The organism is Tateyamaria sp. syn59 (assembly GCF_007995245.1).
In the GTDB taxonomy this organism is placed as follows: domain Bacteria; phylum Pseudomonadota; class Alphaproteobacteria; order Rhodobacterales; family Rhodobacteraceae; genus Tateyamaria.
The window spans coordinates 81,469-106,322 of record NZ_VCBA01000004.1 but is presented as its reverse complement, the minus strand read 5'-3'; the positions used below and the strand labels follow the sequence as shown (position 1 = coordinate 106,322).

The 24,854-nt window shown below is 60.8% G+C and carries 28 protein-coding genes; 14 read left to right on the top strand and 14 right to left on the bottom strand.

Going from position 1 to position 24,854, the window contains the following annotated elements:
• Positions 1–60: 60 nt before the first annotated feature.
• From cpaB to FD715_RS09120, 3 genes are all read right to left on the bottom strand, one after another.
• Positions 61–918, bottom strand: coding sequence for a Flp pilus assembly protein CpaB (gene cpaB / locus FD715_RS09130; RefSeq protein WP_147108481.1), 858 nt, complete (start codon positions 916–918; stop codon positions 61–63).
• A gap of 195 nt (positions 919–1,113) precedes the next feature.
• Entirely contained in the window at positions 1,114–1,296 is a 183-nt protein-coding gene (locus FD715_RS09125) for a hypothetical protein (protein ID WP_147108478.1), read from the bottom strand.
• A 99-nt stretch (positions 1,297–1,395) separates the two neighbouring features.
• The gene (locus tag FD715_RS09120; RefSeq protein WP_147108475.1) at positions 1,396–1,599 is read right to left on the bottom strand and encodes a Flp family type IVb pilin; all 204 of its coding nucleotides are present in this window, start codon (positions 1,597–1,599) and stop codon (positions 1,396–1,398) included.
• A gap of 370 nt (positions 1,600–1,969) precedes the next feature.
• Here FD715_RS09120 and FD715_RS09115 point away from each other — a divergent pair, with 370 nt between their 5' ends.
• Complete coding sequence (locus tag FD715_RS09115; protein ID WP_147108472.1) at positions 1,970–2,779, top strand: lytic transglycosylase domain-containing protein; 810 nt, start codon at positions 1,970–1,972, stop codon at positions 2,777–2,779.
• 59 nt (positions 2,780–2,838) lie between these two features.
• On the opposite strand, the gene FD715_RS09110 is transcribed toward FD715_RS09115, so the two are convergent.
• From FD715_RS09110 to FD715_RS22490, 5 genes are all read right to left on the bottom strand, one after another.
• Positions 2,839–3,129: a GNAT family N-acetyltransferase gene (locus tag FD715_RS09110; protein ID WP_147108469.1), complete on the bottom strand. Its 291-nt coding sequence runs from the start codon at positions 3,127–3,129 to the stop codon at positions 2,839–2,841.
• Positions 3,122–3,748, bottom strand: a complete 627-nt coding sequence (locus FD715_RS09105; protein ID WP_147108466.1) for a 3-oxoacid CoA-transferase subunit B — start codon at positions 3,746–3,748, stop codon at positions 3,122–3,124. Before FD715_RS09105 ends, FD715_RS09110 begins: the two co-directional genes overlap by 8 nt.
• Before the next feature lie 9 nt (positions 3,749–3,757).
• The gene (locus tag FD715_RS09100) at positions 3,758–4,786 is read right to left on the bottom strand and encodes a PAS domain-containing protein (RefSeq protein WP_147108463.1); all 1,029 of its coding nucleotides are present in this window, start codon (positions 4,784–4,786) and stop codon (positions 3,758–3,760) included.
• 11 nt (positions 4,787–4,797) lie between these two features.
• A complete protein-coding gene (locus tag FD715_RS09095; protein WP_147108460.1) occupies positions 4,798–5,493 on the bottom strand; it encodes a CoA transferase subunit A in 696 nt (231 codons plus the stop codon).
• Positions 5,494–5,724: 231 nt separating this feature from the next.
• The gene (locus tag FD715_RS22490) at positions 5,725–5,889 is read right to left on the bottom strand and encodes a hypothetical protein (RefSeq protein ID WP_189799448.1); all 165 of its coding nucleotides are present in this window, start codon (positions 5,887–5,889) and stop codon (positions 5,725–5,727) included.
• A gap of 102 nt (positions 5,890–5,991) precedes the next feature.
• Here FD715_RS22490 and FD715_RS09090 point away from each other — a divergent pair, with 102 nt between their 5' ends.
• On the top strand, positions 5,992–6,438 hold the full coding sequence (locus FD715_RS09090; protein WP_189799447.1) for a MarR family winged helix-turn-helix transcriptional regulator: 447 nt from the start codon (positions 5,992–5,994) through the stop codon (positions 6,436–6,438).
• Between the two features lie 2 nt (positions 6,439–6,440).
• Here the strand turns inward: FD715_RS09090 and topA are convergent, their stop codons facing one another.
• From topA to tldD, 3 genes are all read right to left on the bottom strand, one after another.
• Complete coding sequence (topA, locus tag FD715_RS09085) at positions 6,441–9,023, bottom strand: type I DNA topoisomerase (protein ID WP_147108456.1); 2,583 nt, start codon at positions 9,021–9,023, stop codon at positions 6,441–6,443.
• 97 nt (positions 9,024–9,120) lie between these two features.
• Positions 9,121–10,272 carry a DNA-processing protein DprA gene (dprA, locus tag FD715_RS09080; RefSeq protein WP_147108453.1) on the bottom strand — a complete coding sequence of 384 codons (1,152 nt, stop codon included), beginning with the start codon at positions 10,270–10,272 and terminating at the stop codon, positions 9,121–9,123.
• A gap of 236 nt (positions 10,273–10,508) precedes the next feature.
• Positions 10,509–11,930 (bottom strand): metalloprotease TldD, encoded by a 1,422-nt coding sequence (gene tldD / locus FD715_RS09075; RefSeq protein WP_147108449.1) that lies wholly within the window; start codon positions 11,928–11,930, stop codon positions 10,509–10,511.
• 186 nt (positions 11,931–12,116) lie between these two features.
• On the opposite strand from tldD, the gene coxB reads away from it, so the two are divergent.
• The 12 genes from coxB (at position 12,117) to FD715_RS09015 (ending at position 22,762) form a co-directional block, all read left to right on the top strand.
• Positions 12,117–13,016, top strand: coding sequence for a cytochrome c oxidase subunit II (coxB, locus tag FD715_RS09070; protein WP_147108446.1), 900 nt, complete (start codon positions 12,117–12,119; stop codon positions 13,014–13,016).
• Between the two features lie 60 nt (positions 13,017–13,076).
• Positions 13,077–14,015, top strand: a complete 939-nt coding sequence (gene cyoE / locus FD715_RS09065) for a heme o synthase (RefSeq protein WP_147108444.1) — start codon at positions 13,077–13,079, stop codon at positions 14,013–14,015.
• Entirely contained in the window at positions 14,012–14,173 is a 162-nt protein-coding gene (locus tag FD715_RS09060; protein ID WP_147108441.1) for a cytochrome C oxidase assembly protein, read from the top strand. Before cyoE ends, FD715_RS09060 begins: the two co-directional genes overlap by 4 nt.
• Positions 14,173–14,748 (top strand): cytochrome c oxidase assembly protein, encoded by a 576-nt coding sequence (locus tag FD715_RS09055; protein ID WP_147109300.1) that lies wholly within the window; start codon positions 14,173–14,175, stop codon positions 14,746–14,748. The genes FD715_RS09060 and FD715_RS09055 overlap by 1 nt, the downstream gene beginning before the upstream one ends.
• Positions 14,749–14,758: 10 nt before the next feature.
• On the top strand, positions 14,759–15,616 hold the full coding sequence (locus FD715_RS09050; RefSeq protein WP_147108438.1) for a cytochrome c oxidase subunit 3: 858 nt from the start codon (positions 14,759–14,761) through the stop codon (positions 15,614–15,616).
• 75 nt (positions 15,617–15,691) lie between these two features.
• Positions 15,692–16,366, top strand: a complete 675-nt coding sequence (locus FD715_RS09045; RefSeq protein ID WP_147108435.1) for an SURF1 family protein — start codon at positions 15,692–15,694, stop codon at positions 16,364–16,366.
• A 13-nt stretch (positions 16,367–16,379) separates the two neighbouring features.
• Positions 16,380–17,768 carry a threonine synthase gene (thrC, locus tag FD715_RS09040; RefSeq protein WP_147108431.1) on the top strand — a complete coding sequence of 463 codons (1,389 nt, stop codon included), beginning with the start codon at positions 16,380–16,382 and terminating at the stop codon, positions 17,766–17,768.
• Positions 17,769–17,789: 21 nt separating this feature from the next.
• On the top strand, positions 17,790–19,052 hold the full coding sequence (locus FD715_RS09035) for a pitrilysin family protein (protein ID WP_147108427.1): 1,263 nt from the start codon (positions 17,790–17,792) through the stop codon (positions 19,050–19,052).
• Complete coding sequence (locus FD715_RS09030; protein ID WP_147108424.1) at positions 19,052–19,636, top strand: GNAT family N-acetyltransferase; 585 nt, start codon at positions 19,052–19,054, stop codon at positions 19,634–19,636. Before FD715_RS09035 ends, FD715_RS09030 begins: the two co-directional genes overlap by 1 nt.
• 64 nt (positions 19,637–19,700) lie before the next feature.
• Positions 19,701–20,534 (top strand): MBL fold metallo-hydrolase, encoded by an 834-nt coding sequence (locus FD715_RS09025; protein WP_147108421.1) that lies wholly within the window; start codon positions 19,701–19,703, stop codon positions 20,532–20,534.
• A 61-nt stretch (positions 20,535–20,595) separates the two neighbouring features.
• Positions 20,596–22,017: an FAD-binding oxidoreductase gene (locus tag FD715_RS09020; RefSeq protein ID WP_147108418.1), complete on the top strand. Its 1,422-nt coding sequence runs from the start codon at positions 20,596–20,598 to the stop codon at positions 22,015–22,017.
• Positions 22,018–22,030: 13 nt separating this feature from the next.
• Positions 22,031–22,762 (top strand): SGNH/GDSL hydrolase family protein, encoded by a 732-nt coding sequence (locus FD715_RS09015; RefSeq protein WP_147108415.1) that lies wholly within the window; start codon positions 22,031–22,033, stop codon positions 22,760–22,762.
• Positions 22,763–22,805: 43 nt separating this feature from the next.
• Here FD715_RS09015 and FD715_RS09010 read toward each other — a convergent pair whose 3' ends face one another.
• The 3 genes from FD715_RS09010 to FD715_RS09000 form a co-directional block, all read right to left on the bottom strand.
• Entirely contained in the window at positions 22,806–23,561 is a 756-nt protein-coding gene (locus tag FD715_RS09010) for an SDR family NAD(P)-dependent oxidoreductase (protein WP_147108411.1), read from the bottom strand.
• Between the two features lie 114 nt (positions 23,562–23,675).
• A complete protein-coding gene (locus FD715_RS09005) occupies positions 23,676–24,206 on the bottom strand; it encodes an adenine phosphoribosyltransferase (RefSeq protein ID WP_147108408.1) in 531 nt (176 codons plus the stop codon).
• Positions 24,203–24,835 (bottom strand): LysE family translocator, encoded by a 633-nt coding sequence (locus tag FD715_RS09000; protein ID WP_147108406.1) that lies wholly within the window; start codon positions 24,833–24,835, stop codon positions 24,203–24,205. Before FD715_RS09000 ends, FD715_RS09005 begins: the two co-directional genes overlap by 4 nt.
• Positions 24,836–24,854 lie beyond the last annotated feature (19 nt).

Genomic DNA, 24,854 nt, shown 5'->3' with positions numbered 1-24,854 from the left:
GACATATGAAACCGGCGCCACCAAGGGTGACGCCGGGCATAAGTGCTTGAAAAAGAGGGATCAGTTTGTGCAGGGGATCGGGATCTGCACAACCTCGGCCCCTCGACGGGTCCGTATTGAACAGGTCTTTTCCTCTTCGATCTCGGCCTTCACCTCCTTGGTTTCGATGCCGAGGAGGGCGCGTTGGTCCACTTCGATGGCGCCTGCGACGGTATCATCTTCGGCCCCGACCAGGGACAACGAAAGGCGACCGGTCGATTGCGCCTGCGCCAGCTTAGCCACCTGCGCCGGTGCCACGGCGACGGTGACGGTCTGCGCGATGGTCGCGCCGTCAAGATCTCCAGCCGCGTTCTGGTCGATAGCAATCAGTTGGATAGCGGGCTGGATCAGTTTTGTGACCTCACCGCGCGCGCCGCCAAGGTCTTTGCCGACCCGGCCGGTCCAATAGACGTCCACCCGGTCACCCGGACGCAGGAAGCCGGACACACCGGATGCCACGTCAACACGGATCGCAAAAGCGCGCATACCGCGTTCAAGACGCGAGGTCAGCCCGGCCTCTTCGCCCGGTTTGGTCACTTTGACGGCGAGGATCGCCTCGTGTTTTTCCATGGTGCGCAGCACGACGCGCTGTTCGGTCGCGCCCTCGGGGAAGAGGGGGTTTTCAGCGGTGAACGCGCCTTCGGGTAGGGCCGTCTCGGGCCAGTCAACCTTGCGCACGTCCGCTTGGGTCAGAGCCTCACCGTATTTCAACTGACGTTCCGCCACGTAGATCGGGACGGTCGGCACGATCTTTTCGCGCTGGGCCCGTTCTGCGGCCAACGCTGCCTGATATTGCCCGATGTAATTCTTGGCCATGTAAACGGCACCACCTGCCAGGGCGATCCCGGCCAGCAGCACCAATCCAAATACCATTCGCATTTCAGCACCTCATTGATTGGATCCCTGTCCGGATCGGACGGAACCTCTTGCGATCTAACTGTCAGAAGAATGTGGCGATTTGTGGGAGGCGGTGTGGAAGGTCCGCGGCACGTGGCCGGATCTTTGCGCAAAATGCAAAAACCTGCCACGAGGTGCAGCAGGTCGGTTTCCATCTAAAATCGGTGCGCGAAGCGCTTATTCGTTGAAGAACTGAGCGTCGAGATACGTATCGACGTTTCCGGCAATCGCAAGCGTACCGGTGTTCATGCCGAAGATCGCCGCAATGGCGAGGCCAACAACGGCGGCACACAGCACCACCCAATCAATCGTGACCGCGCCGCATTCGCTGGATTTAAAAGAGGTCAGGAAACGGGTCATGGCGGTCCTTTTTAACTTAACTGAGGGGCCTTGGGTGCAAAAAGGGGCCGTGTCCGGATATGGTCACGGCCCCTGTCATCAGACGGTTACGCCTGACTATTATTCGGCAGCAGGAACACCGATGGAGCCGACAGTCTGTGTGTCGAGGAAGGTGTTGGTGGCTGCGGTCAGGTCGTTTGCACCCGAGTAGATCGAGCCGTAAGCAGCGATCGCCAGGCCAACCACGGCTGCGGTCAGAACAACCCAGTCAACCGTCACGGCGCCGTTTTCGTCTTTGCGGAAGTTTTTGATGAACTTGATCATGATTTTGTCCCTCCAAAGGATCAGTAGATTTGCGTTTCAACCTTGTCGGCCTTGGAGGGCCGCTCTCTCTCATTGGCCCGTGTCCGACTTGGTATAGCGCTATATAGTCGGGGGATTGGGGCACGAATTTGGCGGGTTATTGAGGATTTCGCGTCTGGCTCCGATTTTTTTGCTGAAAATTCTTAACCGACTGAAAAACAGTGAGAAAAGCGATTTCGTGAAGTGCAATTCGTGTAGTTTTCGTTAACTGGGGCAGCAATTGTGGCAGCTTTGCCATTTTCTGAAGCCTCAGACTGGCCTGAAAGGTCGATTTCTGCGATATTTACACCAATGCCCGCCCAAAGAGCGGGCGCAGATTGAGAGCAGTTCCATGGTTCGTTTGTCCGTTGTCGTCCTGACGGCGCTTTCGTTGTCTTTTAGTGACGCCGCCGCCCAAGACCCACCACCGTTCAAGGATTTCTCGGCCAAGCGGGTCAAACCGCCCGAGCCGGGGGCAAAACGCTTTATTACCGTACAGATTGAACCGGAGGCCCCCGAGGCCGAACCAGCCGCTGTTCCGCCAGACACTTCTGAGGTCACCCCAAGTGCTCCGTCGACGCGCTTCGACTGGTTCTGGAATGATGTCTCTCCGGCGCTGGATCAGGCGGGGCCGGGGCGGCTGGATCAGGCGTTGCGCGCTCTGGCACGTGCAAAGCAGCCCGTGCCCGTGCCGCGCTTGCAACAGATGCAATCACTGGCGCAGGCGCAGGGTGTGGATATTCTGAAGGCGACCATCGGCACCGATGTGTCGCCTGCGTTGGTGCTGGCGGTGATGATGGTCGAATCTGCGGGCCGCGTCGATGCGACCAGCCGTGCAGGTGCCCAGGGCCTGATGCAGTTGATGCCAGCGACGGCTGAACGGTTCGGGGTCAAGGACAGCTTTGTACCCGCAGACAACATCACGGGCGGGGTGAAGTATCTCGATTGGCTGATGGATAGGTTCGACCGCGATCCTGTGCTGGTTCTCGCAGGCTACAATGCAGGCGAGGGGGCGGTGCAGAGCCATGATGGCGTACCCCCTTACTCCGAAACACGCGACTATGTGCCAAAGGTGCTGGCGACATTTCAGGTGGCCAAGGGTCTCTGTATCACTCCGCCAGAGCTTGTCACTGATGGGTGCGTGTTTGCAGCCATGAACTGACGCCTTCGGAATTTTACAAAAATTCCGGTCCGTTTTCCACATCGGAAAACGGTGCGGCGTCAGATGTTGAATGCGTCCGCCCACTCCGGGTGCCTGGCCCGATGTGCGTTGACGAAGGGACAGAGCGGCACGATCTTCCATCCTTCGGCGCGCGCGTCCTCGACCAGTCGCTTGACCAGTGCGAGGCCCGCGCCAGTCCCGCGCAGGGCATCTGGTACGCCTGTGTGGTCCGCGATGCGCGTCTGCGGTGACAGGATGGAATAGCTCAGTTCTGCGTCCGCCCCATTGTGGGACAGGACGTAGCGGCCTTTGGAGCCGCTTTCTTCGCGGCGGATGGTGAAGTCAGACAAGTGTCGCCTGGGTGGCCGCGCGCAATTCGTCCTCGGTTACGCCATCGGCGACCTCAACGATCTTGAGGCCACCGTCGACCACATCAAGCACGCCGAGGTTGGTGATAATCCGGTCCACGACGCCCTTGCCGGTCAACGGCAGCGTGCATTCCTTCAGCACCTTGCTGTCGCCATGCTTGTTCGTGTGGTCCATGACCACCACGACGCGGCCCACACCAGCCACGAGGTCCATCGCGCCGCCCATGCCTTTGACCAGTTTGCCCGGGATCATCCAGTTCGCCAGATCACCATTTTCGGCCACTTCCATGGCGCCGAGGATCGCCATCGCGATCTTGCCGCCGCGGATCATGCCAAAGCTTTGGGCGCTGTCGAAATACGCGGTCTGGGGCAGTTCGGTGATGGTCTGCTTGCCCGCGTTGATCAGGTCGGCGTCTTCAGTGCCTTCGATCGGGAAGGGGCCCATGCCCAGCATTCCGTTTTCCGACTGCAGTGTCACCTCGATCCCGTCAGGGATGTAGTTGGACACCAGCGTCGGGATCCCGATCCCGAGGTTCACATACCAGCCGTCTTCCAATTCCTGAGCGGCACGCGCCGCCATTTGGTTGCGATCCCAGGGCATTGATTGTCCTTATTCGTCGGTGAGTGCCGCGCCTGCGGGCACGTCAATGGTGATGAAACTTCCTGCGGCACCGCGGCCCAGATGCAGCGTGCCTTCCAGCCCTTCGATCAGGCCTGACACAATGCGTCCGCCCACGGTCTTGCTGTCCGGCCACTCCATATCGGTGGGAATGCCCACGCCGTCATCGGCCACGATCAGGCGCAGGCCACCTGCGCTGAGCCGGCTCATCCGCACTTCGACCAGCCCCATGTCGATCCGGTCAAAGGCGTGCTGAAACGCGTTGGTCAGAAGTTCGGACAGGACAAGGCCCACGCGCGTCGCTGTCTCAATCGGAACTTCGAGCGGTTCGATCTGAAGGGACACGCGGATGCCCGAACGCCCTTCGATATGTGCGATGGCGGCGGCGAGGCGGGACAGGTAGCTGCCCATCTGGATGCTGTCGCGATTGGATTGCTGATCGCTCAGCTTCATCTCTTCATAGAGAAGTTGCAGCGTTTCGATCCTGCGCGAGAGGGCGGCAAAGTCTTCGGGCACCGATGTGCTGCCGGATTGCTGGCGGATCATGCCGATGATCATCGACAGATCCGACGCGACGCGGTTCTGGATCTCGATCAGTTGCGCGTTGATCTCTTCGGCGCTGGTCGACAGTTCGCTCGCGCGCAGCTCTTTCTGGATCCCGACGAAATATTGCGTTTCGCCGCGCGCATCGTGAACGGGTGCTACAATCAGGCGGTTCAGGAACGGCTCGCCATTGGCGCGGTAGTTCAGGATGTCGACGCTGACGCTTTCCTCGGCCTCGATACCCGCGCGCAGCTTGTCCACGTCCGCTTTACGCGTGTCCTCGCCCTGCAGGAACCGGCAGTTCCGCCCGATGGATGCAGATCGGGCATAGCCTGTAGACCGTGTAAACGCCTGGTTGACGTACACGATCGGGTTGTCCTCGAGATGGGGGTTGGTCACCACCATGGACACCTGTGCCCGGGTGAACCCCTCAAAGGATTTGTCGTCTTCCAGCAGTTCTTCGATGGTGTCAGGCATGGCCTGGCTCCTTACGCGGCGCGCGTTGTCCGTTGTTCGATGCGCTTTTCGTGTTCGCCCTGGATCAGGCGGTGGACGTAGATGCCCGGTAGGTGGATGTGGTCGGGATCAAGGCTGCCGGTGGGGACGATTTCCTCGACCTCTGCGATGCAGACCTTGCCGCACATCGCGGCAGGCGGGTTGAAGTTGCGGGCGGTTTTGCGGAAGACAAGGTTGCCTGTCTCATCCGCTTTCCAGGCTTTGACGATGGAGAGATCGGCAAAAATACCTTCCTCCATGATGTAGGTTTCGCCGTTGAAATCCTTGTGCTCCTTGCCGTCGGCAATCACCGTTCCCACGCCCGTCTTGGTGTAGAAACCGGGGATGCCGCAGCCACCGGCCCGCATCCGCTCGGCTAGGGTGCCCTGGGGATTGAACTCTAGTTCCAACTCGCCCGAAAGGTACTGGCGCATAAATTCCGCGTTCTCGCCCACATAGGACGAGATCATCTTTTTCACCTGCCGGGTTTGCAGCAGAATGCCGATGCCGAAATCATCGACACCTGCGTTGTTCGAGGCAAAGGTCAGATCCTTGGTGCCTGCATCCTTGATTGCGTCGAGCAGCAGTTCGGGAATGCCGCACAGGCCGAACCCGCCTGCAGCGATGAACATGCCGTCAAACAAGAGCCCATCCAGCGCTTCGGTGGCAGAGCCGTAAATCTTCTTCATCTATTTCCCCAACAGGCCCGGTGACGGAGCATTCACTGTATGCGTCAGTATGTGAATGTATGCACCTTCAAAGTCAACGGAGTGACCTTGGGCGGCACCATTTTTCGCTGTGTCTGACCACGGTCGGTCGGGGTGGGTACATTAATTCATGAAAGTGTATGCGCCCGGGTCGTTTGGTCCACTTGAGGGTGGCCCACGGGACCCGAGCGCAAATCCGGAGCGGTCGCGCTATCACCTTTTGTCGGTGGTGCCAGCCCCTTTCGAAGTTGAAGAGGTGCCATCTTTGTCCGGCATTGAAATGTCGGGCGGGAAGCTGACGGTCGTGGCCGTGGCAGCGCTGACCAGTCCCATCACCAAAGCAATTGCAGTTGCGGCAGCAATTATGGTGCGTTTCATTGCGTTCACTCCTATACTACGATTATCGCATTAAATGGTGCGATTATCGTAGTATTTGGGAGCTCCCCTTGCATGTTCAAGGGGGCTGCGCAATTTTTGGGAATGACCAAGGAACATGACCTTCTCGACCACGTGAAAACCTTGATGCGCGTGATGCTGATCAGCGAGCGCACGCCGCCCGAGCATCAGCACATCATCAAGTTCAACCCTCTGGATTTTCACACGCTGGGGATGGTGCGGGCGCAACCGGGTGTGCGGGCAACAGTTGTGGCAGGCTCACTGGGGATTGCGGCCACCACAGCAAGCAGCGTGATCGGCCGGTTGATCAATCGCGGCTGGATCGAACGCAAGCAATGCACCGGTGACAGGCGCGCATATGAGCTGAACCTGACGACCGAAGGGCAGCGCATTGCCGATGCGATCCATGACCAAGACATTCACGATATGAGCGTGTTTCTGTCCGCGCTGACCGTGACAGAGCAGGACGAACTGATACGCCTATTGGGCAAAGTCGCCCGCAGGGTCGAAGCACTGGAAACCGAAGGCTAGGGTCAGGCGCTTTTCTTTGTCGTTTTCTTTGCGGTGGTCTTCTTGGCCGGTGCCTTCTTGCGCGTCGTCTTCTTTTTCGGCGCTTTTTCGGCAATCAGTTGAACCGCCATCTCCATGGTCACGTCCTCGGGCTCGGTTCCCTTGGGGATCGTCGCATTGACCTTGCCCCATTTGACGTAAGGGCCATACTTGCCCTTCATCACGTTGACGGGGCCGCCTTCATCCGGGTGTTCGCCAAGTTCATGCAGCGGTTTGGCGGCCGCACCACGCCCACCACGGCTGGCCACCTTTTCGGCCAGCAATTGTACAGCGCGGTTCATGCCGACAGTCCAGACCTCGTCAATCCCTTCAAGGTTGGCGTTGGTGCCACCCCGGTCCGATGTGCTTTCGGCGTGTTTCAGATAGGGGCCATAGCGTCCGATATTGGCCCACACCATGACCCCGTCTTCGGGATGCGGGCCGATTTCGCGGGGCAGGGACAGCAGCATGAGGGCGCGGTCGAGTTCCAGATCCTCCGGTACCCAATCCTTGGGGATCGACTGACGCGGTGGCTTCTTGTTCTCTTCGGTGACCTCGCCACGCTGGACGTAGGGGCCGAAGCGGCCCTTGAACACACGGATCTCGTCCCCCTGATCCTCGCCCAGCAGCTTGCCTTCGGGCGGGATGGCACTTGCCTCGGCCTCTGGATCTGGCGGACCGAAGGGGCGGGTGTAGCGGCATTCGGGGTAGTTCGAGCAGCCGATGAACGCACCGCCCGAGCGGGCCGTGCGCATGGACAGACGGCCAACGCCGCAATTGGGGCACTGGCGCGGGTCGCCGCCATCTTCGAGCGGCGGGAAGAGGTGCGGCTCAAGCACCTCGTTGATTTTTTCCAGCACCTCGGTGATCCGCAACTCGGATGTTTCTGCGATGGCCGCACTGAAATCCTGCCAGAAGCGGCCAAGCACATCTTTGTAGTCGCGGTCGCCCGCGCTGACATCGTCCAGTTCTTCTTCGAGGCCGGCGGTGAAGTTGTAACCCACGTATTTGCGGAAGTAGTTTTCCAGGAACGCTATCACCAGCCGCCCTTTGTCTTCGGGGATCAGGCGATTGCGGTCCTTGCGGACGTAGCCGCGGTCCTGGATCGTTGTGACGATGCTGGCATAGGTCGAGGGGCGGCCGATGCCCAGTTCTTCCATGCGCTTGACCAGCGTTGCCTCGGTGTAGCGAGGCGGGGGCTGCGTGAAGTGTTGCTCTGGCGTGACGGAACGCTTGTCGGATTTCTCGCCCTCGCTTAGTTGCGGCAGGCGCTTATCGTCATCGTCGACCACATCGTCATCGCGCCCTTCCTCATAAACGCGCAGAAAACCATCGAAGAGTACGACCTGGCCGGTGGCGCGCAGCACAACCTGGCCGTCGTCGCTGCCGATCTCGACCGTGGTGCGTTCCAGCCGGGCGCCTTCCATCTGGCAGGCCAGCGTCCGTTTCCAGATCAGGTCGTACAGCTTGCGCTGATCATCATCCATGATCTTGAGGCTTGCCGCATCCTTCGCCATGTCTGTGGGGCGGATGCATTCGTGCGCCTCTTGCGCGTTCTTGGCCTTATTTTTGTAGATGCGCGGGCTCGACGGGACGTAATCGGCGCCGTATCGGTCCTTAATCGCGTCGCGAGCGTTTTGCACAGCTTCGGGGGCCATGTCGATGCCGTCGGTCCGCATATAGGTAATGTGTCCAGCCTCATAAAGGCGCTGGGCGGCGCTCATCGTCTGGCGCGCGCCCATACCGAACTTGCGGCTGGCTTCCTGCTGCAGCGTCGACGTCATGAACGGGGCAGAGGGGTTGCGGGAGGCCGGTTTCGCCTCGACCGACTGGATTTTTAGGTCGCGGCTGGTGATGGCCTGCTGGGCCATTTCGGCGGCTGTCTGGTTTTCAAGGTCGTATTTTTCGAGCTTCTTGCCCGCAAGGCTGACAAGCCGTGCTTCGTATTCCTGTCCCCGTGGGGACGCGAGCACGGCCTTGACCGACCAATACTCGCGCGCGCGGAAAGCCTCGATTTCCATCTCGCGCTCAGTGATCAGGCGCAGGCAGACCGATTGGACCCGGCCGGCTGACTTGGCGCCGGGCAGCTTGCGCCACAGGACTGGCGACAGATTGAAGCCCACAAGATAATCCAATGCGCGACGCGCAAGATATGCCTCCACCAGCGGCATGTCGACCTGACGGGCGTTTTGCATCGCCTCGGTCACGGCCGCTTTGGTGATTGCGTTGAAGGTGACGCGCTTGACGTCCGTGTCTTTCCTGATCGACTTGCGCTTGGTCAGCGCTTCTTGCAGGTGCCAGCTGATCGCCTCCCCCTCGCGATCGGGGTCGGTGGCGAGGATAAGGGCGTTGTCATCCTTGAGCGCATCGGCGATGGCTTTGATGTGTTTCTTGCTGTCGGAGGCGACCTCCCACAACATGTCGAATTCGTTTTCTGGATCGACCGAACCGTCCTTTGGCGGCAGATCGCGCACGTGGCCGTAGCTGGCCAAAACGGTGTAGTCGCTGCCGAGATACTTGTTGATCGTCTTGGCTTTGGCTGGAGATTCGACAACGACGACGGGCATTTATTGGGTGACCTCGGACCGGAAAATTTGTTGCTCTATGGCGGCGCAACATGTGGGGTGCAAGGGCCGAATGTCAACAAGTGCACTGTGAGCGGCGTCAACTCGCGCGGGTCAGGAGCCCCCCCGGCGCGCGGTCGATACTGCCATCAAGTTCAAGCTCGACAAGGGCGGGCGCGACGGTCGCGGTCGGAGCGCCAAGGTCGCGGATCAGTTGGTCCTCGGCCAAGGGTGAGGGGCCAAGGCGGGATAGGATTTGCTGGTGCAGCGCCGCTGTTTCCTGAAGTGTTCGACGGTCCTTGGGCGGCTGTGCAGGCACTTCTAGCGGCAATTCCGGCGCCTGCGCGGGTGCGATGGGCGCAAGCGCTTCGATAACATCGGCGGCGTCACGGACCAGCGTCGCGCCGTCCCGGATAAGCATATTGCACCCAGATGCGCGCGCATCCATCGGATGACCTGGCACCGCCAGCACGTCTCGACCCAGATCAAGTGCGTCCCGCGCGGTGATCAGACTGCCCGATTTTGCGGCGGCCTCGACAACGATAGTGGCGGTCGCGAGGCCTGAGATAATGCGGTTGCGGGCCGGAAAGTGTCGCGCCATGGGTTGCAGACCGATGGGTTGTTCGCTGGTCCGTGCGCCGCGTGCCGCGATGTCCTCGGCGAGCTTGGCGTTTTCGGCGGGATAGATGGTGTCCACGCCGCCTGCCTGTACCGCGATGGTGCCGGTATCCAGAGACGCCAGATGCGCGGCGGCGTCGACACCGCGGGCCAGTCCGGAGACTACGACATACCCTTCGGCGCCAAGGTCACGGGCCAGCGCGCGGGCCATGCGCGTCCCGAGGGACGACGCGTTGCGTGCACCGACCAGCGCGATCATGGGACGTTGGAATAGGCCTGCGTCGCCAAGCACCCATAGAAATGGCGGTGCATCGGACAACTCATTCAGAGCCGCAGGATACATGCTGTCGCCCTGCGCGACCAGATGAGCGCCGAGCGCGCGACCGGCATTCAGCTCCGCGTGGACAACGCCCTCTGGGCAGGGCGTGTAATTTTCGACGCCCGCGGCGCGCGCTACCTCGGGTAGCGCGGCCAGCGCGTTTTGCGCGGTGCCGTGTTCAATCAGCAGTCGTTTATACGTTGCAATGCCGACCCGGCGGGAGCGCAACAGACGGAGACGCGTGAACTGGTCGTCTTCCGAGGTGGGTGGGAGTGGGGGGTGAGTGGAAGAAGGATGGGTATCCTTTTCAGTCATCCGAGGCTCCGTCCGTTGCTGATAATGTTGTAGATTCGACAAGGTTAACAACGCATGAACAGACGGGCCCGGATTGCTGCTTACTCACCTAAGGGTTGATTTGGCAGGAAAAAATTCGCCAAAAAAAGTTCGATGCGAACAAATGCAGAACGAAAAACGTATCGCGCACTCCCCTAAAATAGGGAGGGTGCAACCAAATCAATGTGTTGTGTGACACAGGAGCCGCTGGAACCGACTCAGGTCGCGGACCCGCCAACTGTCAATCCACCGATCATCAATGTCGGTTGACCAACGCCAACCGGCACCCACTGACCGGCCTTACCGCAGTTTCCCATGCCGGGATCCAGGGCCATGTCATTGCCAATCGCGCGGATCTGCTTGAGCGCGGTCGCGCCGTCGCCAATCAGGGTGGCACCGTTGACCGGTGCCCCCACTTTACCGTTTTTGACCTGATAGGCTTCGGTACAAGAGAACACGAATTTGCCGTTGGTGATGTCGACCTGACCACCGCCAAACCCAACCGCGTAAATGCCATCTTTCAAATCAGCAACGATGTCGTCTGGTGCGGCGTCGCCGCCGAGCATGTATGTGTTGGTCATCCGCGGCATCGGCGCGTGGGCATAGCTTTGACGCCGTCCGTTGCCTGTGGCCTTCACTCCCATCAGGCGCGCGTTCTGACGGTCCTGCATATAGCCGACAAGAATCCCGTCCTCGATCAGGGTATTCTTGGCCGACGGCGTGCCCTCGTCATCCACCGTGATGGATCCCCGCCGGTCCGGTATGGTGCCGTCATCGAGCACCGTCACGCCGGGAGCCGCGATCCGCTCGCCCATTAGGCCCGCAAAGGCGGAACTGCCCTTGCGGTTGAAATCCCCCTCAAGCCCATGACCGATGGCCTCGTGCAGCAAAATACCGGGCCAACCGGGGCCAAGCACCACGTCCATCACGCCAGCCGGGGCAGGGACCGCATCCAGGTTCACCACCGCCACGCGCAGCGCTTCATTCGCCTTGGCCTGCCAGTCGTCACGGTCAATCAGACCATCAAGGCCCACGCGCCCGCCACCTCCGGCGCTGCCGCTTTCGCGGCGGCCGTTCTGTTCCACAATAACAGAGATGTTGAGCCGCGTCATAGGGCGTACATCGCGCACTGAATGGCCCTCGGGACGCAGGATCTCAACCTCCTGAATGGATGCTGCAAGAGAGGCAGACACCTGCACCACCCGCGAATCAAGGTCGCGCAGATAGGCGTCAATCTCTTTCAGCGTTTCGAGTTTGACCGGAAAGCTTGCCCCGGCAATAGGATCCTTGTCGGTATAAAGTTGCGTGTTGGTGGGTTGAGGTGCATCTGCCAGCGTGCCACCGCCGTCACCCACAGCCAGACGCGCAGTATCTGAGGCACGGCGCAACGCTGTCTCAGAGATTTCGGTGGAGTGCGCATACCCTGCAACCTCACCCCGTACGGCGCGCAGGCCAAACCCCTGTGCTGCGTCATAGCTGGCCGTCTTCAGCCGCCCGTCATCATAGACCAACGCCTCGGACCGGCGGCGTTCCAGAAACAATTCGCCATCGTCCGCCCCCGCTGTTGCGTCGCGCAAAATCTGCAGGGCCACGCCGCGATCAATGTCGTGATCCAATGGGGCAAAAGGGGCGTCGTTCATCTGGTATACTCCGGTATGCAGTGGGGCATTTCGCCACGGCAAGCGTCCGTTTGACGCGCCCCTTACGTCTTTATCTTGAAGCGAGAATATGATTGTTAGTCGCGACAATACAACGGGAGGCGGAAGCAGTGCGCGCTGTGGCCTTTCTCCTCACACATGATGATCAATCAAGATCAGGACGACCAGATGAAAAAGCTTTTCTCGATTTCGGGTGTGCTGAGCGCCCTTGCTGCCGCCCCAGCCTGGGCGCAGGACAGCCTTGAGGTGATTGGCCGCCCCGTCGATGGGGGCATGGGCTTCCAACCGGCGGCAACGGAGATTGCCCGCCGCCTGCAGTGGCTCGATGGTATGATCCTTGTCATCATCACCCTGATTACGCTGTTTGTGACCGGCCTGCTGGCGTGGGTCATCGTGCGGTATAACCGCAAGCGCAACCCTGAGCCAGCCAGCTTTACGCACAACACCCCGGTCGAGATTGCGTGGACCGTCGTTCCGATTGTCATCCTGGTGTTCATCGGTGCGTTCTCGCTGCCGACGCTGTTCCACCAGCAGGAGATCCCGGAAGGGGACGTGACCATCAAGGTCACAGGCTATCAGTGGTTCTGGGGATATGAGTACGTGGACGAGGATATCTCGTTCGACAGCTACATGATTGGTGCGCCGGCAACTGCGCCGCTCGATTCCGAATTGCCCTATAACTATGCCATCAACGATGAAGTGCGGGCGCAGCTCGTTGAAGCCGGTTACTCCGAGCAGGATTTCCTGCTGGCGACAGACACAGCCGTCGTCGTGCCGGTTGGCAAGACGATCGTGATGCAGGTGACGGGCGCAGATGTGATCCACTCATGGACCATCCCCGCCTTTGGCGTGAAGCAAGACGCCGTGCCTGGTCGTCTGGCCGAGCTATGGTTCCAGCCTGAAAAGGAAGGCATTTACTTCGGTCAGTGTTCGGAATTGTGCGGTATCGCGCATGCGTACATGCCAATTGCAGTGAAGGTTGTGAGCGAAGACGCCTACGAGGCATGGCTCGACGCCAACCGCGAGAGCGGTGACTATGTCGACGTGCGCCAGGTTCTGACCAACTGATAATGCGATTGCGCGGCGGGGTGCTCCCGCCGCCTTTGTCTTGAGATCAACGGGAACGCAATGACCGATATCAGCTATCAGGCGCAAAGCTACGACAACGAAGCGTCGTTGGGTGACTACTTCGCGCTGCTGAAGCCGCGCGTCATGTCGCTGGTGGTTTTCACGGCGCTTGTTGGTTTGCTGGCAGCACCCGTTTCGGTGCACCCGGTCATTGCGTTTGCATCCATTCTGTTTGTCGCGATTGGGGCAGGTGCCTCTGGCGCGTTGAATATGTGGTGGGACGCCGACATCGACGCCGTGATGAAACGGACCGCAAAACGGCCCATCCCTGCGGGCAAGGTCACGCCGGACGAAGCCAAAGTTCTGGGCGTCGCACTATCCGGCATGTCTGTGATGATGCTGGCGCTCAGTGCCAACTTGCTGGCGGCTGGCCTTCTGGCATTCACTATCTTTTTCTACGCCGTCGTCTACTCGATGTGGCTGAAGCGTCTGACACCGCAGAACATCGTGATCGGTGGCGCTGCGGGCGCATTCCCGCCGGTGATCGGCTGGGTCGTCGCAACCGGTTCGATGTCGGTTGAGGCATGGCTGATGTTTGCCCTGATCTTTATGTGGACGCCGCCGCATTTCTGGGCCTTGGCGTTGTTTATGAAGTCGGACTACGAGGATGCGGGCGTCCCGATGCTGACCGTGACACATGGGCGCAAAGCCACGCGGATGCACATTCTAGTCTATACCGTCCTGCTCGTCGGTCTGGCCGTGGGCACTGCGTTTACGGCGATTGGCGGGCCGGTCTATCTGACCGTCGCAATCGTGTTGAACGCCCTGTTCCTGAAAGGCGCGTTTGACATCTGGCGTCGCGATGAGGCGGCGGCGGAGGCTGACGGCTACCGCGTTGAAAAGGCGTTCTTCAAGCTGTCGCTTCTGTACCTGTTCCTGCATTTCGTCGCGATCCTGGTTGAGGCGATGTTGCCTGTATCCTGGGGGATCTGGGCATGACCATTCGCGCGGAACACGAAATCCACCAGCGCCGCAAGGGGCGCAATGTAGGTGTGGGTCTGATGCTGGCAGGATTTGTCGTGCTGATCCTGGCACTCACTTTTGTGAAGATCACGGGTGGTGATTTTGAACTGCCCCAGATCGAGGAGGGGCAATGATGCGTCTGGAAGGTCCAACGAAAACAGTGGCACAAACGGTCGGGCTTGTCGTCGTCATGGGTGGATTGGCCTGGGCGTCGGTGCCGTTCTACGACTGGTTTTGCCGTGTGACCGGCTTTGGTGGCACGCCCGGCGTGTCGGAGGTCGCAAACGAAGACATCCTGGATCAGACGATCAAGGTCCGCTTCGACGCCTCGCTGGAACGCCATATGCCGTGGCAGTTCACGCCGGAAGTGCGCGAGATGGAATTGCGCATCGGGGAAACAGGCCTGGCGTTCTACGAAGCCTACAATCCAACGGACAAGCCTGTCGCAGGCTCTGCCAGCTACAACGTGGCACCGTACGAAGCGGGCGGTTTCTTTTCCAAGATTGACTGCTTCTGCTTTGAAGAGCAGGTGCTGCAGCCGGGCGAGCGGGTGATGATGCCCGTCACCTTCTATGTGGATCCTGAGATCGTCACCGACCGCGATGCGAAATACGTGCACACGATCACGCTGAGCTACACTTTTTACCAAATCGACCTGCCCGAAGGCTATGCCGCGCTTGAGCAGGCGGACGACACAAACCTGAACTAAGGGACGGACTATGGCCCACGCAAAAAATCACGACTACCACATTCTTGCGCCATCGACCTGGCCCCTTTTGTCGGCACTGGCCGCCTTCATCATGCTGTTTGGCGCCGTTGCCTGGATGTCAGGTGGCATGACGATCCTGTTCCAGTCGATTGAGCTGAGCGGCCCGTGGCTGTTCCTGATCGGCTTTGTGGCCGTACTGTACACCATGTTCGGCTGGTGGGCTGACGTGGTAGCCGAAAGTCGCATTGGCGATCACACGCCAGTTGTGCGCATCGGCCTGCGCTATGGGTTCATTCTGTTCATCATGTCCGAAGTGATGTTCTTCGCGGCATGGTTCTGGTCGTTCTTCAAGCACGCGATGTACCCGATGAGCGAGTACGTCGGCTCCGAGTACATCCAGCCGGAAATCTACCATGTTGATGCGTTCCACTTGCCTCTGATCAATACGCTGATCTTGCTGCTGTCCGGCTGTGCAGTGACTTGGGCACACCACGCTCTGGTGCATGGCGGCGCGCGCAAGGACGTGGTCAACGGTCTGGCCATTGCCGTTGTTCTGGGCATCCTCTTCACCTTCTTCCAAGCCTATGAATACTCCTACCTGCTGTACCAAGGCTGGGAGTTTGGCGGCGACAAGTTCTTCTCGAACTTCTTCATGGCCACTGGTTTCCACGGTGTGCACGTGATCATCGGCACCATCTTCCTGTTCGTGTGCCTGCTGCGTGCGATGAAGGGTCACTTCTCTGCCGAAAAGCACATCGGCTTTGAGGCAGCAGCCTGGTACTGGCACTTTGTTGACGTGGTGTGGCTGTTCCTGTTCTTTGCAGTCTACATCTGGGGCGTCGGCACGATGCCGGGTCTCGACCACTAAACCGCGGTCACCGCACCAAGGTCAAAGCGCGCGGTTTCCGCGCGCTTTTCACATGTTCAGAGGGCACTTGCGCGCATGCGTCGCTACCTTTTTCTCCTGACCTTCGGCCTGATGGGGGCGGGCATCCTGATCAGCCTTGGCGTCTGGCAGGTGCAACGCCTTGCCTGGAAACAGGACCTTTTGGGCCGGATCGAGGCGCAGATCGACGCCACTCCGACGTCACTGACCGAGGCCGTGAACCCGCAGTTCCAACGCTATGCGCCGGTCGAGGCGACAGGTACGTTCGGCCCCGATCACATCCGCATGCTCGCATCGCGCAAGACAACGGGTGCCGTGCACCGGATCATACGACCTTTTGAGGCCGACGGCTTTGGACCTGTCCTGATCGACACCGGCTGGCTGCCGGATGAGGTGCCGGTGCCGGGTGCGCCTGACGCGCAGGTGACACTTGTCGGCAATCTCGACGCACCGAACGAGGCGGACAGTTTCACACCTGCACCGGATCTGGACAACAACTTGTGGTTTGCCCGCGACGTGCCTGCGATGGCCGATGTGCTGGGCACGCAACCCGTCCTGATCGTGCTGCGGCAGACGCCGGAAAATGACCTTGGCGTGACGCCCTGGCCCGTAGACACCGCTGGCATTCCGAACGATCACCTGCAATACGCAATCACCTGGTTTTCGCTGGCGGCGATCTGGGTGTTCATGACTGCCTATTTCGTGCTGCGCACCAACCGCAGCCCGCGCTGAGAAAGACGACAAGATGCGCTACATCTCGACCCGTGGCCAAGCCCCCGCGCTGACCTTTGAAGACACGATGCTGACGGGACTGGCCCGGGATGGCGGCCTGTACGTGCCCGAAACGATCCCGACCCTGGACGACGCGACCATCGCAGGGATGGAGGGACAGCCCTACGAAGAGATCGCGTATACCGTCATGCGCCCCTTTGTCGGTGACACGTTTACTGACGAAGAGTTCCGCGCCTGCATCGACCGCGCCTATGCGGGTTTTGGCCATGCCGCTCGCGCACCGCTGGTGCAACTGGACCAGGGACACTTCCTGCTTGAGCTGTTCCATGGGCCAACGCTGGCCTTCAAGGACTTCGCCATGCAGCTCATTGGTCAGCTGTTCCAGACCGCCCTCAAGCGCCGCAATCAACGCGTCACCATTGTCGGCGCCACAAGCGGCGACACTGGTTCGGCCGCGATCGAGGCGTTCCGCGGCCTCGACAACGTCGATGTGTTTATCCTCTACCCCCATGGCCGCGTCAGCGAAGTGCAGCGCCGCCAGATGACGACGCCCACGGAAAGCAATGTACACGCGCTGGCGGTCGAAGGGGATTTCGACGACTGCCAGGCCCGTCTGAAAGACATGTTCAACGACTTCGAGTTCCGCGACGGCGTTGCCCTTGCCGGCGTGAACTCGATCAACTGGGCGCGTGTACTGGCGCAGGTGGTTTACTATTTCTCCGCAGCTGTTTCTGTTGGTGCGCCACGTCGCAAGGTCAGTTTCACTGTGCCCACCGGAAACTTCGGCGACATCTTTGCGGGCTACATTGCCAAGCGGATGGGCCTGCAGATCGACAAGCTGGTTGTGGCCACGAACCAGAACGACATCTTGCATCGGTGTCTGAGCGGGCACGGCTATCACAAGGGCGAAACGATCCCGTCGATCAGCCCGTCGATGGACATCCAGGTCAGCTCGAATTTCGAGCGCGCGCTCTTTGACGCCTACGATCGGGACGGCGCGGCGGTTGCGCAGCTGATGGACGAGTTGAAGCAGGGCGGGTTCGATGTCAGCCAGGGTGCGATGCAGGTTCTGCAGGAGCATTATGCCTCGGGTCGGGTGTCCGAAGAAGAAACGAGCGCGCAGATCAGCGTGTCGTTGAAAGCCAGCGGCGAACTGCTCTGCCCGCATTCGGCCGTTGGCGTTCATGTTGCCGACATCGAACGCGTCGCAGGCACGCCTATGATCACGCTGGCTACGGCGCACCCTGCCAAGTTCCCGGCGGCGGTCGAGGCGGCAACGGGTATCACGCCCCCCCTTCCACCTAGGATGGCAGACCTGTATGAACGCGCGGAACGGCTGACGCGGGTGCCGAACGATCTTGACGCGCTCAAGGCGCATATCCTGACGCACCGCGCGCAGTGACCAAACGGCAGTGAGACTGAATTGACCACGCAAACGCATCGCCTGAGCAACGGCTTTCGCATCGTCACCGAACACATGCCGGGGCTGGCCTCGGCCTCGATTGGCGTCTGGGTGGGCGCGGGCGCACGGCACGAGGCGTCTGAGCAGAACGGGATCGCGCATTTTCTTGAACACATGGCGTTCAAGGGAACCGAACGGCGCAGCGCCTTGCAGATCGCTGAGGCGATTGAAGACGTGGGCGGCTACATCAATGCCTACACAAGCCGTGAGGTAACCGCCTTTTATGCGCGCGTTCTAGAAAATGACGTGCCGCTGGCGATGGATGTGCTGTCGGATATCCTGCTGAACCCGATCTTTGACCAGAACGAGATCGAGGTGGAGCGGGGCGTGATCCTGCAGGAAATCGGTCAGGCGCTGGACACACCGGACGATGTGATCTTTGACTGGTTGCAGGAACAAGCCTATCCCGAGCAACCGCTTGGACGCACGATCTTGGGCCCGTCCGAACGGGTATCATCCTTTGGTCAGTCGGATCTGAAACGGTTTGTCGATCAACACTACGGCCCGGAACAGATGATCCTGTCGGCGGCAGGCGCCGTCGATCACGATGCCATCGTGCGGCTGGCAGAAGAGTTGTTTGGCCACCTCGTGCCGCGTGCGAAAGGTGTGGTCGATCTGGCGACTTTCGCAGGCGGTGAGGAGCGTCGCAGCAAGGCGTTGGAGCAGGCGCATTTCGCGATGGCCTTTGAATCGCCGGGCTACCGCGACGATGCGATCTATACGGCACAGATCTATGCCAGCGCGCTGGGCGGTGGCATGTCGAGCCGCCTGTTTCAGGAAGTGCGGGAGAACCGCGGCCTGTGCTATACGATCTTTGCCCAAGCAGGGGCCTATGCGGATACTGGCATGACCACCGTTTACGCGGGAACTTCTGCTGATCAGATTGGCGATCTGGCCGCCATAACCGTGGACGAGATGAAGCGCGCCGCCGACGATATGACAGTGGCGGAAGTGGACCGGGCGCGTGCCCAGATGAAGGCCGGTTTGCTGATGGGGCTCGAAAGCCCGTCGAACCGCGCGGAGCGCCTCGCACGGCTGGTGCAGATCTGGGACCGGGTGCCTGCGCTCACTGAAACAGTCGCCCTGATCGACAGCGTCACCGTCGACGATGTGCGGGCCTTTGCAGCGCATATGGCGACGCACGCCCCGATGGCCGTTGCGCTTTACGGTCCCATCGACGCGGCCCCGACCCGCCAAGCCTTGCAGGAGCGGCGCGCCGCCTAATGCTTCTGAACAAGCGGAAATTGCGGATCGAAACGGAGCGTATGACGCTGCGCCCGCCAACCCATTCCGACTTTCGCAGCTGGGCGGCGCTGCGTGCCGCCAGCATCGACCACCTCACACCGTGGGAGCCAAGCTGGGCAGGCGATCACCTGACGCGCAAAGCCTTCACCAACCGGGTCTATTGGGCGCAGCGGTCTGTAGCCAGCGGCACTGCGATGCCTCTGTTTCTGTTTCGGCGCGGCGATGAGGCGCTGCTTGGTGCGATTACGCTCGACAACATCCGACGCGGCCCCTCTCAGGCCGGGACGCTGGGCTATTGGACCGGTGCAGCCCACGCGCGGCAAGGCTATATGCGCGAGGCGATCCTGGCGGTTGTCCACCACGCGTTCACACGGCTTGATCTCAGCCGGATCGAAGCCGCTTGCCTGCCGGAAAATGTCGCCTCGCGCGGGCTGCTCGAAACCTGCGGCTTCAAATATGAGGGCGTGGCGCAAAGCTATCTGCAGATTGACGGGCGCTGGCGCACCCACGTCCTTTATGCCGCCCTTCGCATGGACAGACGCGGGCGAACTGACGCCGGGTAAAAATCTCACGCAGATTTTTTCCAGGATTTTTTGTAAAAATCCTGGGCCGCGCTACTCTACGTCTATGCGCACATTGCTTCTTGCCATCGCCCTCGTCGCACTGCCGCTTTATGCCTTTGCGCAGGACACCCGCACACCCAGCCACTGCATCGCCTTGTCAGAACAGATCGACGGGGCAAAGTTCGTGCACCGCGCCAGCCATAACGTAGAGGTGGCGCCGGAGACCGTACGCATCCATTTCATCGCCCATGCCTCGTTCCTGATCCGCACTGCGGGCGGTCTGAACGTGGTGACAGACTTCACTGGTTTCACCGGTTCGGCGCCGATGATCCCGGACGTTGTGACCATGAACCACGCGCATGAAACGCATTGGACGGCCAATCCCGACCCGACCATCCCCCATGTCCTGCGCGGCTGGGGCGAGGAACATGGAGCGGGCATAAGCCACCGGCTTGATTTGGGTGAGGTGCTGGTGCGCAATGTCTCGACCGATATCCGGTCGCAATGGTCTGGTGTCGAAGAAAACGGCAACTCCATCTTTATTTTCGAGGTTGCAGGCCTGTGTATCGGGCATCTGGGTCACCTGCATCACGAACCCAATGCCGAGCAGTACGCGGCCATCGGCAGACTGGATGTGGTGATGGCGGCCGTGGATGGCGGTATGACGGTCGATTTGCCGACGATGATGCGGATCGTGTCACGGCTGCGATCCTCCATCGTGATCCCTATGCACTGGTTTGGCGAGTTTACGCTCGACGCCTTCCTGACCGGCATGGCCGACGAGTTTCAGGTGGTCGAAACCGGCGGCCCGTCGCTCGATGTTTCGGTCGACCGCTTGCCAAGTCGTCCGACAATTATGGTGCTGCGGCCGGAATGGCTGCGCGACTCGGCGGAATAACCACGTTGTCGGTGCCAGCGCTTTCTGGCACGTAGCGGGGTAGGGCGCACAAGGGATCACCATGCTGAATTCGCTGACAGAAGACCGGGTCGCAGCGTTGCGATCCGCCTTGCCAGATGACCGTTTTGCCTCAGCGGACGCCGGACATCTGCAAGAACCACGTGGACGTTATTCAGGGCAGGCAGGCCTTCTGGCGCTGCCGCGCAGCACAGATGAGGTCGCAACATTGATCCGGCAGGCATCGCACATGCGGGTACCGGTCATCCCGTACGGCGGTGGCACGGGCCTTGTCGGCGGTCAGGTGGCCGAGGCTGGACCCATCCCCCTGATCCTGTCGCTTGAAAAGATGACAGCCGTCCGCGCCGTGTACCCTGAAGAAAATGTGCTGATTGCCGACGCGGGCGTGATCCTCGCCGATGTTCAGGCCGCCGCCGAACAGGTCGATCGGTTGTTTCCCCTGTCGCTGGCGGCGGAAGGGTCGGCGCGGATCGGTGGTAACCTCAGCACCAATGCGGGCGGCACGGGCGTTCTGCGTTACGGCAATGCCCGCGATCTGTGCCTGGGGATTGAGGCCGTGCTGCCCAACGGCGAGGTCTTTCACGGGCTCAGCCGTTTGCGCAAGGACAACACCGGCTACGACCTGCGCCACCTTTTGATCGGGGCAGAGGGAACGCTTGGCGTAATCACTGCGGCTGCCCTCAAACTCTTTCCGCGCCCAAACGCCTCTGGCACGGCGCTGCTGCATGTGACATCGCCCGCTGCCGCCTTGTCGCTGCTGGCCCTTGCACGCGATCACGTGGGCGACGGCATCTCCGCTTTTGAGCTGATCGGGGCGCAGGGGTTTGCCTTTCTGGACGAAACCATGCCGCAGATTCGCAACCCGTGGGGCGCGACACCAGACTGGTGCGTGTTGATGGAACTGGGTCTGACCGGTGACCAGAATCCTGCCAGTGCGCTCGAAGGTCTGTTCGGCGCGGCAATGGAGGCCGGATTGGTACAGGACGGCATAGTCGCGCAGAACGCCCAGCAAGCGGCAGACTTCTGGTCGATCCGCGAAAACATACCCGAAGCGAACCGACGCATCGGGTCCATCAGTTCGCACGACATCTCGGTTCCGCTCGGCGCCCTTGCCGACTTTATCGCAGAAGGGGACCGGCGCATCGCCCGGCTTGGCGCGTTCAGGATCAATTGTTTTGGCCACGTGGGCGACGGCAACCTGCACTACAACGTCTTTCCCGCGCCCGGCAAATCCCGCGCCGATCACGAGGCGGACAGACCGCAGATCAAACGCGTTGTGCACGACCTCGTGCACGAAATGGGCGGCTCCGTCAGTGCTGAACACGGCGTCGGTCGCTTGAAGGTCGAGGATATGGAGCGCTACGCCGACCCGACCAAGTTGGACGCCATGCGCGCGATCAAAGCAGCACTCGACCCGCATGGCATCATGAACCCCGGCGCTGTATTGCGCGCGGCGGACATGTAAGGCGGTCCCGTCCATGCTGTCTGCTCTGCGCACCGTCGCGCTTTTGCCTGTTCTTGTGCCGCAAGCCCTTTGGGTTGCATGGCGGGCCGTGCGCCTTCCCGAGGCGGCTGGCCCGCGCACCGGTATGGTGGGGCAGGGTGATGCGATAAGGGTTCTGATTGTGGGCGATTCCTCGGCCGCGGGCGTCGGCGTTCCAGATCAGGACGCAGCGCTGGCCGGTCGGCTCGCACATCACCTCGCCCCGACAGCTTCTGTGTCCTGGGCGCTCATTGCAAAGTCCGGCTGGACCACGCGCCAGGTCTTGCAAGCGCTTGAGCTGTTGCCACCCGCCCGCGCTGACATTGCTGTGCTCGCGGTGGGCGTCAATGACGCAAAGAACGGTGTCCACATCTCGAGATGGCGCAAGAACTATGCTGCCATCCTGCGGTCGCTTACGATCCGGCACGGCGCACGCGTTATCGTCGCATCCGGTGTCCCGCCGCTGGGCCTGTTTCCGTTGCTACCGACGCCATTGCGCGGCGTTCTTGGCGGACGTGCGGCACGGTTCGACGCGCAGCTGGCTGCGCTATGTGCCGGGCATGAGGGCGCGGTGCATCTGCCATTTGACCAACCGCTCAGGCCATCAGACATGGCGCGCGACGGCTTTCACCCCGGTGCGCCGATCTATGACGCCTGGGCTGCAGAGGTTGTGAACGCGGTGCGTCCACACCTGCCCCAGATCCTCAACCGCAGCGACACCGGATAGGGCCCTCAATCTCTGCGATGCGGCAGGCCTATGCCATGCGCGGTCAAGACGCCATGAAACCACCATCGACGCAGAGCACATGCCCAACCACATAGTCCGCCGCGTCCGAGGCGAGCCAGTGCACCGCTTCTGCGACCTCTTCGGGCGTGCCCGTGCGGCGCAGCGGCAAGGTCGCGGCGACGGCGTCCAGATCAAGACCCGGCTCCATGATCATGTCCGTCACCACACGGCCCGGAGCCACGATATTGATCCGCACGCCGTGCTGCGCCTCTTCCATTGCGGCTGTCTTCGCCATCGAAATCACGGCCGCCTTCGATGCCGAATACAGCCCGAAGCCCGGATTTGGATTGCGCAACCCGCTGACAGACGCATTGACCACGATAGCTCCACCGCCCTGCGCCCGCATCGCCGCGATCTGATGATGCAGACAGGCGAGCATCCCAAGCACATTGGTGTCAAATACGCGCGCGTAGGTATCGAATGCTTGATCACAAAGATGCGCACGTGTTTCGCGGTAGCCCGCATTATTGAATGCGAAATCAAGGCGACCATGCTCTGCCACGATCTGTCGATGCAGGTCAGCCACAGCATCCAGATCAGTGACGTCGTTGACGATGGCCTGAGCACTGAACCCGTCCGCCGCGATTTCGGCCATTGCAGCGTCCAGAGCGGAGGAGCGTCGCCCGGTGATGATCACATGCGCACCTGCGGCTGCAAAACGTCGGGCCGTGGCCTTGCCGATGCCGGACCCGCCGCCTGTGACGAGTGCGATTTTGCGAGGTGCTTCAACATCGGGCATGGTCTGCGTCCAGCTTTACGGGTCTTTTCGTCAGTTTAGCTGGTCCCGCCGCAGGTCGCAGTACGCCTCTCAGTATCCCGCCAATTTTGACCGCGCTGTGCCGTCTTTGATAGCCTAGTCGCCGTCAAATGCGCAGAGCGCATGCACGTCCATACCCATCGCCTCGAGCCGCGCGCGTCCACCGAGGTCCGGCAGGTCGATCACAAAAGCGCAGGACATGATCTCTCCGCCCAGCCGCTCGACCAGCTTGATCCCGGCCTCTGCGGTGCCGCCCGTGGCGAGCAGATCATCGACCAGCAGGATCTTTTCGCCCGCCTTAATCGCATCGTCATGCACTTCGACAATCGCTTCGCCATATTCTAGGGTGTAGGCCTCGCTGATCGTGGCGCCGGGCAGCTTGCCCTTCTTGCGGATCGGCACGAAGCCGACCGAAAGCTGGTGCGCAATGGCCCCACCAAGGATGAAACCGCGGGCCTCAAGGCCCACAACCTTGTCAATCTCAAGCCCGGCATAGGGATGCAGCATCTGATCGACGGCCATGCGGAACCCGCGTGGATCGGCAAATAGCGTCGTCACATCGCGGAACATGATCCCCTCATGGGGGAAGTCGACGATGGTGCGGATGTAATCGGAAACGGTCTTCATGTGGCTCTCCGAAGGGTGGCTGTGAGAACGCCCATACCCACCAGCGTCGCCCCACCGGCGCGTGTCAGCCACATCTGGACTGTGGGGCGCGTGATGCGGGTCCGCATGGCGTTGGCGGCCAGGGCAAAGAGCAGGGCGTTGATGCCCGCGATGCCCACGAAAGTGGCAATCAAGATCACAGCCTGTGTGGCGAAAGATGCTGTCGGATCAATGAACTGAGGTACGAACGCCACGAAGAAAGTGTTGGACTTGGGGTTCAGCGCCGTCACGGTCGCAAGGTCGCGAAACACCTTGCCTGCCTTCTGGCCTGACGGTTTGTCCATCAGGGTGGTCTGCTGCGGTGTGCGGGCGCTCAGGATCATACGGATGCCCAGGTAAACAAGGTACACCGCGCCCACCCATTTGAGGATCGTGAAGGCCAGAGCTGAGGCCAGAAACAGCGCGCCCAGCCCGATGACGGACAGCGTCATGGCGATCAGATCACCGGTTGCCACCCCGAGGGCGGAGGCGACGGCGACGCGGCGACCTTGGGTCATCGCGTAGCTGAGCACCATCATGAGGGTTGGGCCGGGGATCACCAACAGGGCGGTTGAGGCGACAACAAAGGTCAGCCAGAGGTCGAGGGACATAAGGGGCTCCGATCAGGGG

Excerpts from the sequence above, each read along its gene's own strand:
- cpaB (WP_147108481.1), bottom strand. The coding sequence starts at position 918 with ATGCGAATGGTATTTGGATTGGTGCTGCTGGCCGGGATCGCCCTGGCA.
- FD715_RS09125 (WP_147108478.1), bottom strand. The coding sequence starts at position 1,296 with ATGACCCGTTTCCTGACCTCTTTTAAATCCAGCGAATGCGGCGCGGTC.
- FD715_RS09120 (WP_147108475.1), bottom strand. The coding sequence starts at position 1,599 with ATGATCAAGTTCATCAAAAACTTCCGCAAAGACGAAAACGGCGCCGTG.
- FD715_RS09115 (WP_147108472.1), top strand. The coding sequence starts at position 1,970 with ATGGTTCGTTTGTCCGTTGTCGTCCTGACGGCGCTTTCGTTGTCTTTT.
- FD715_RS09105 (WP_147108466.1), bottom strand. The coding sequence starts at position 3,748 with ATGCCCTGGGATCGCAACCAAATGGCGGCGCGTGCCGCTCAGGAATTG.
- FD715_RS09100 (WP_147108463.1), bottom strand. The coding sequence starts at position 4,786 with ATGCCTGACACCATCGAAGAACTGCTGGAAGACGACAAATCCTTTGAG.
- FD715_RS09095 (WP_147108460.1), bottom strand. The coding sequence starts at position 5,493 with ATGAAGAAGATTTACGGCTCTGCCACCGAAGCGCTGGATGGGCTCTTG.
- FD715_RS22490 (WP_189799448.1), bottom strand. The coding sequence starts at position 5,889 with ATGAAACGCACCATAATTGCTGCCGCAACTGCAATTGCTTTGGTGATG.
- FD715_RS09090 (WP_189799447.1), top strand. The coding sequence starts at position 5,992 with ATGACCAAGGAACATGACCTTCTCGACCACGTGAAAACCTTGATGCGC.
- topA (WP_147108456.1), bottom strand. The coding sequence starts at position 9,023 with ATGCCCGTCGTCGTTGTCGAATCTCCAGCCAAAGCCAAGACGATCAAC.
- dprA (WP_147108453.1), bottom strand. The coding sequence starts at position 10,272 with ATGACTGAAAAGGATACCCATCCTTCTTCCACTCACCCCCCACTCCCA.
- tldD (WP_147108449.1), bottom strand. The coding sequence starts at position 11,930 with ATGAACGACGCCCCTTTTGCCCCATTGGATCACGACATTGATCGCGGC.
- coxB (WP_147108446.1), top strand. The coding sequence starts at position 12,117 with ATGAAAAAGCTTTTCTCGATTTCGGGTGTGCTGAGCGCCCTTGCTGCC.
- cyoE (WP_147108444.1), top strand. The coding sequence starts at position 13,077 with ATGACCGATATCAGCTATCAGGCGCAAAGCTACGACAACGAAGCGTCG.
- FD715_RS09060 (WP_147108441.1), top strand. The coding sequence starts at position 14,012 with ATGACCATTCGCGCGGAACACGAAATCCACCAGCGCCGCAAGGGGCGC.
- FD715_RS09055 (WP_147109300.1), top strand. The coding sequence starts at position 14,173 with ATGCGTCTGGAAGGTCCAACGAAAACAGTGGCACAAACGGTCGGGCTT.
- FD715_RS09050 (WP_147108438.1), top strand. The coding sequence starts at position 14,759 with ATGGCCCACGCAAAAAATCACGACTACCACATTCTTGCGCCATCGACC.
- FD715_RS09045 (WP_147108435.1), top strand. The coding sequence starts at position 15,692 with ATGCGTCGCTACCTTTTTCTCCTGACCTTCGGCCTGATGGGGGCGGGC.
- thrC (WP_147108431.1), top strand. The coding sequence starts at position 16,380 with ATGCGCTACATCTCGACCCGTGGCCAAGCCCCCGCGCTGACCTTTGAA.
- FD715_RS09030 (WP_147108424.1), top strand. The coding sequence starts at position 19,052 with ATGCTTCTGAACAAGCGGAAATTGCGGATCGAAACGGAGCGTATGACG.
- FD715_RS09025 (WP_147108421.1), top strand. The coding sequence starts at position 19,701 with ATGCGCACATTGCTTCTTGCCATCGCCCTCGTCGCACTGCCGCTTTAT.
- FD715_RS09020 (WP_147108418.1), top strand. The coding sequence starts at position 20,596 with ATGCTGAATTCGCTGACAGAAGACCGGGTCGCAGCGTTGCGATCCGCC.
- FD715_RS09015 (WP_147108415.1), top strand. The coding sequence starts at position 22,031 with ATGCTGTCTGCTCTGCGCACCGTCGCGCTTTTGCCTGTTCTTGTGCCG.
- FD715_RS09010 (WP_147108411.1), bottom strand. The coding sequence starts at position 23,561 with ATGCCCGATGTTGAAGCACCTCGCAAAATCGCACTCGTCACAGGCGGC.
- FD715_RS09005 (WP_147108408.1), bottom strand. The coding sequence starts at position 24,206 with ATGAAGACCGTTTCCGATTACATCCGCACCATCGTCGACTTCCCCCAT.
- FD715_RS09000 (WP_147108406.1), bottom strand. The coding sequence starts at position 24,835 with ATGTCCCTCGACCTCTGGCTGACCTTTGTTGTCGCCTCAACCGCCCTG.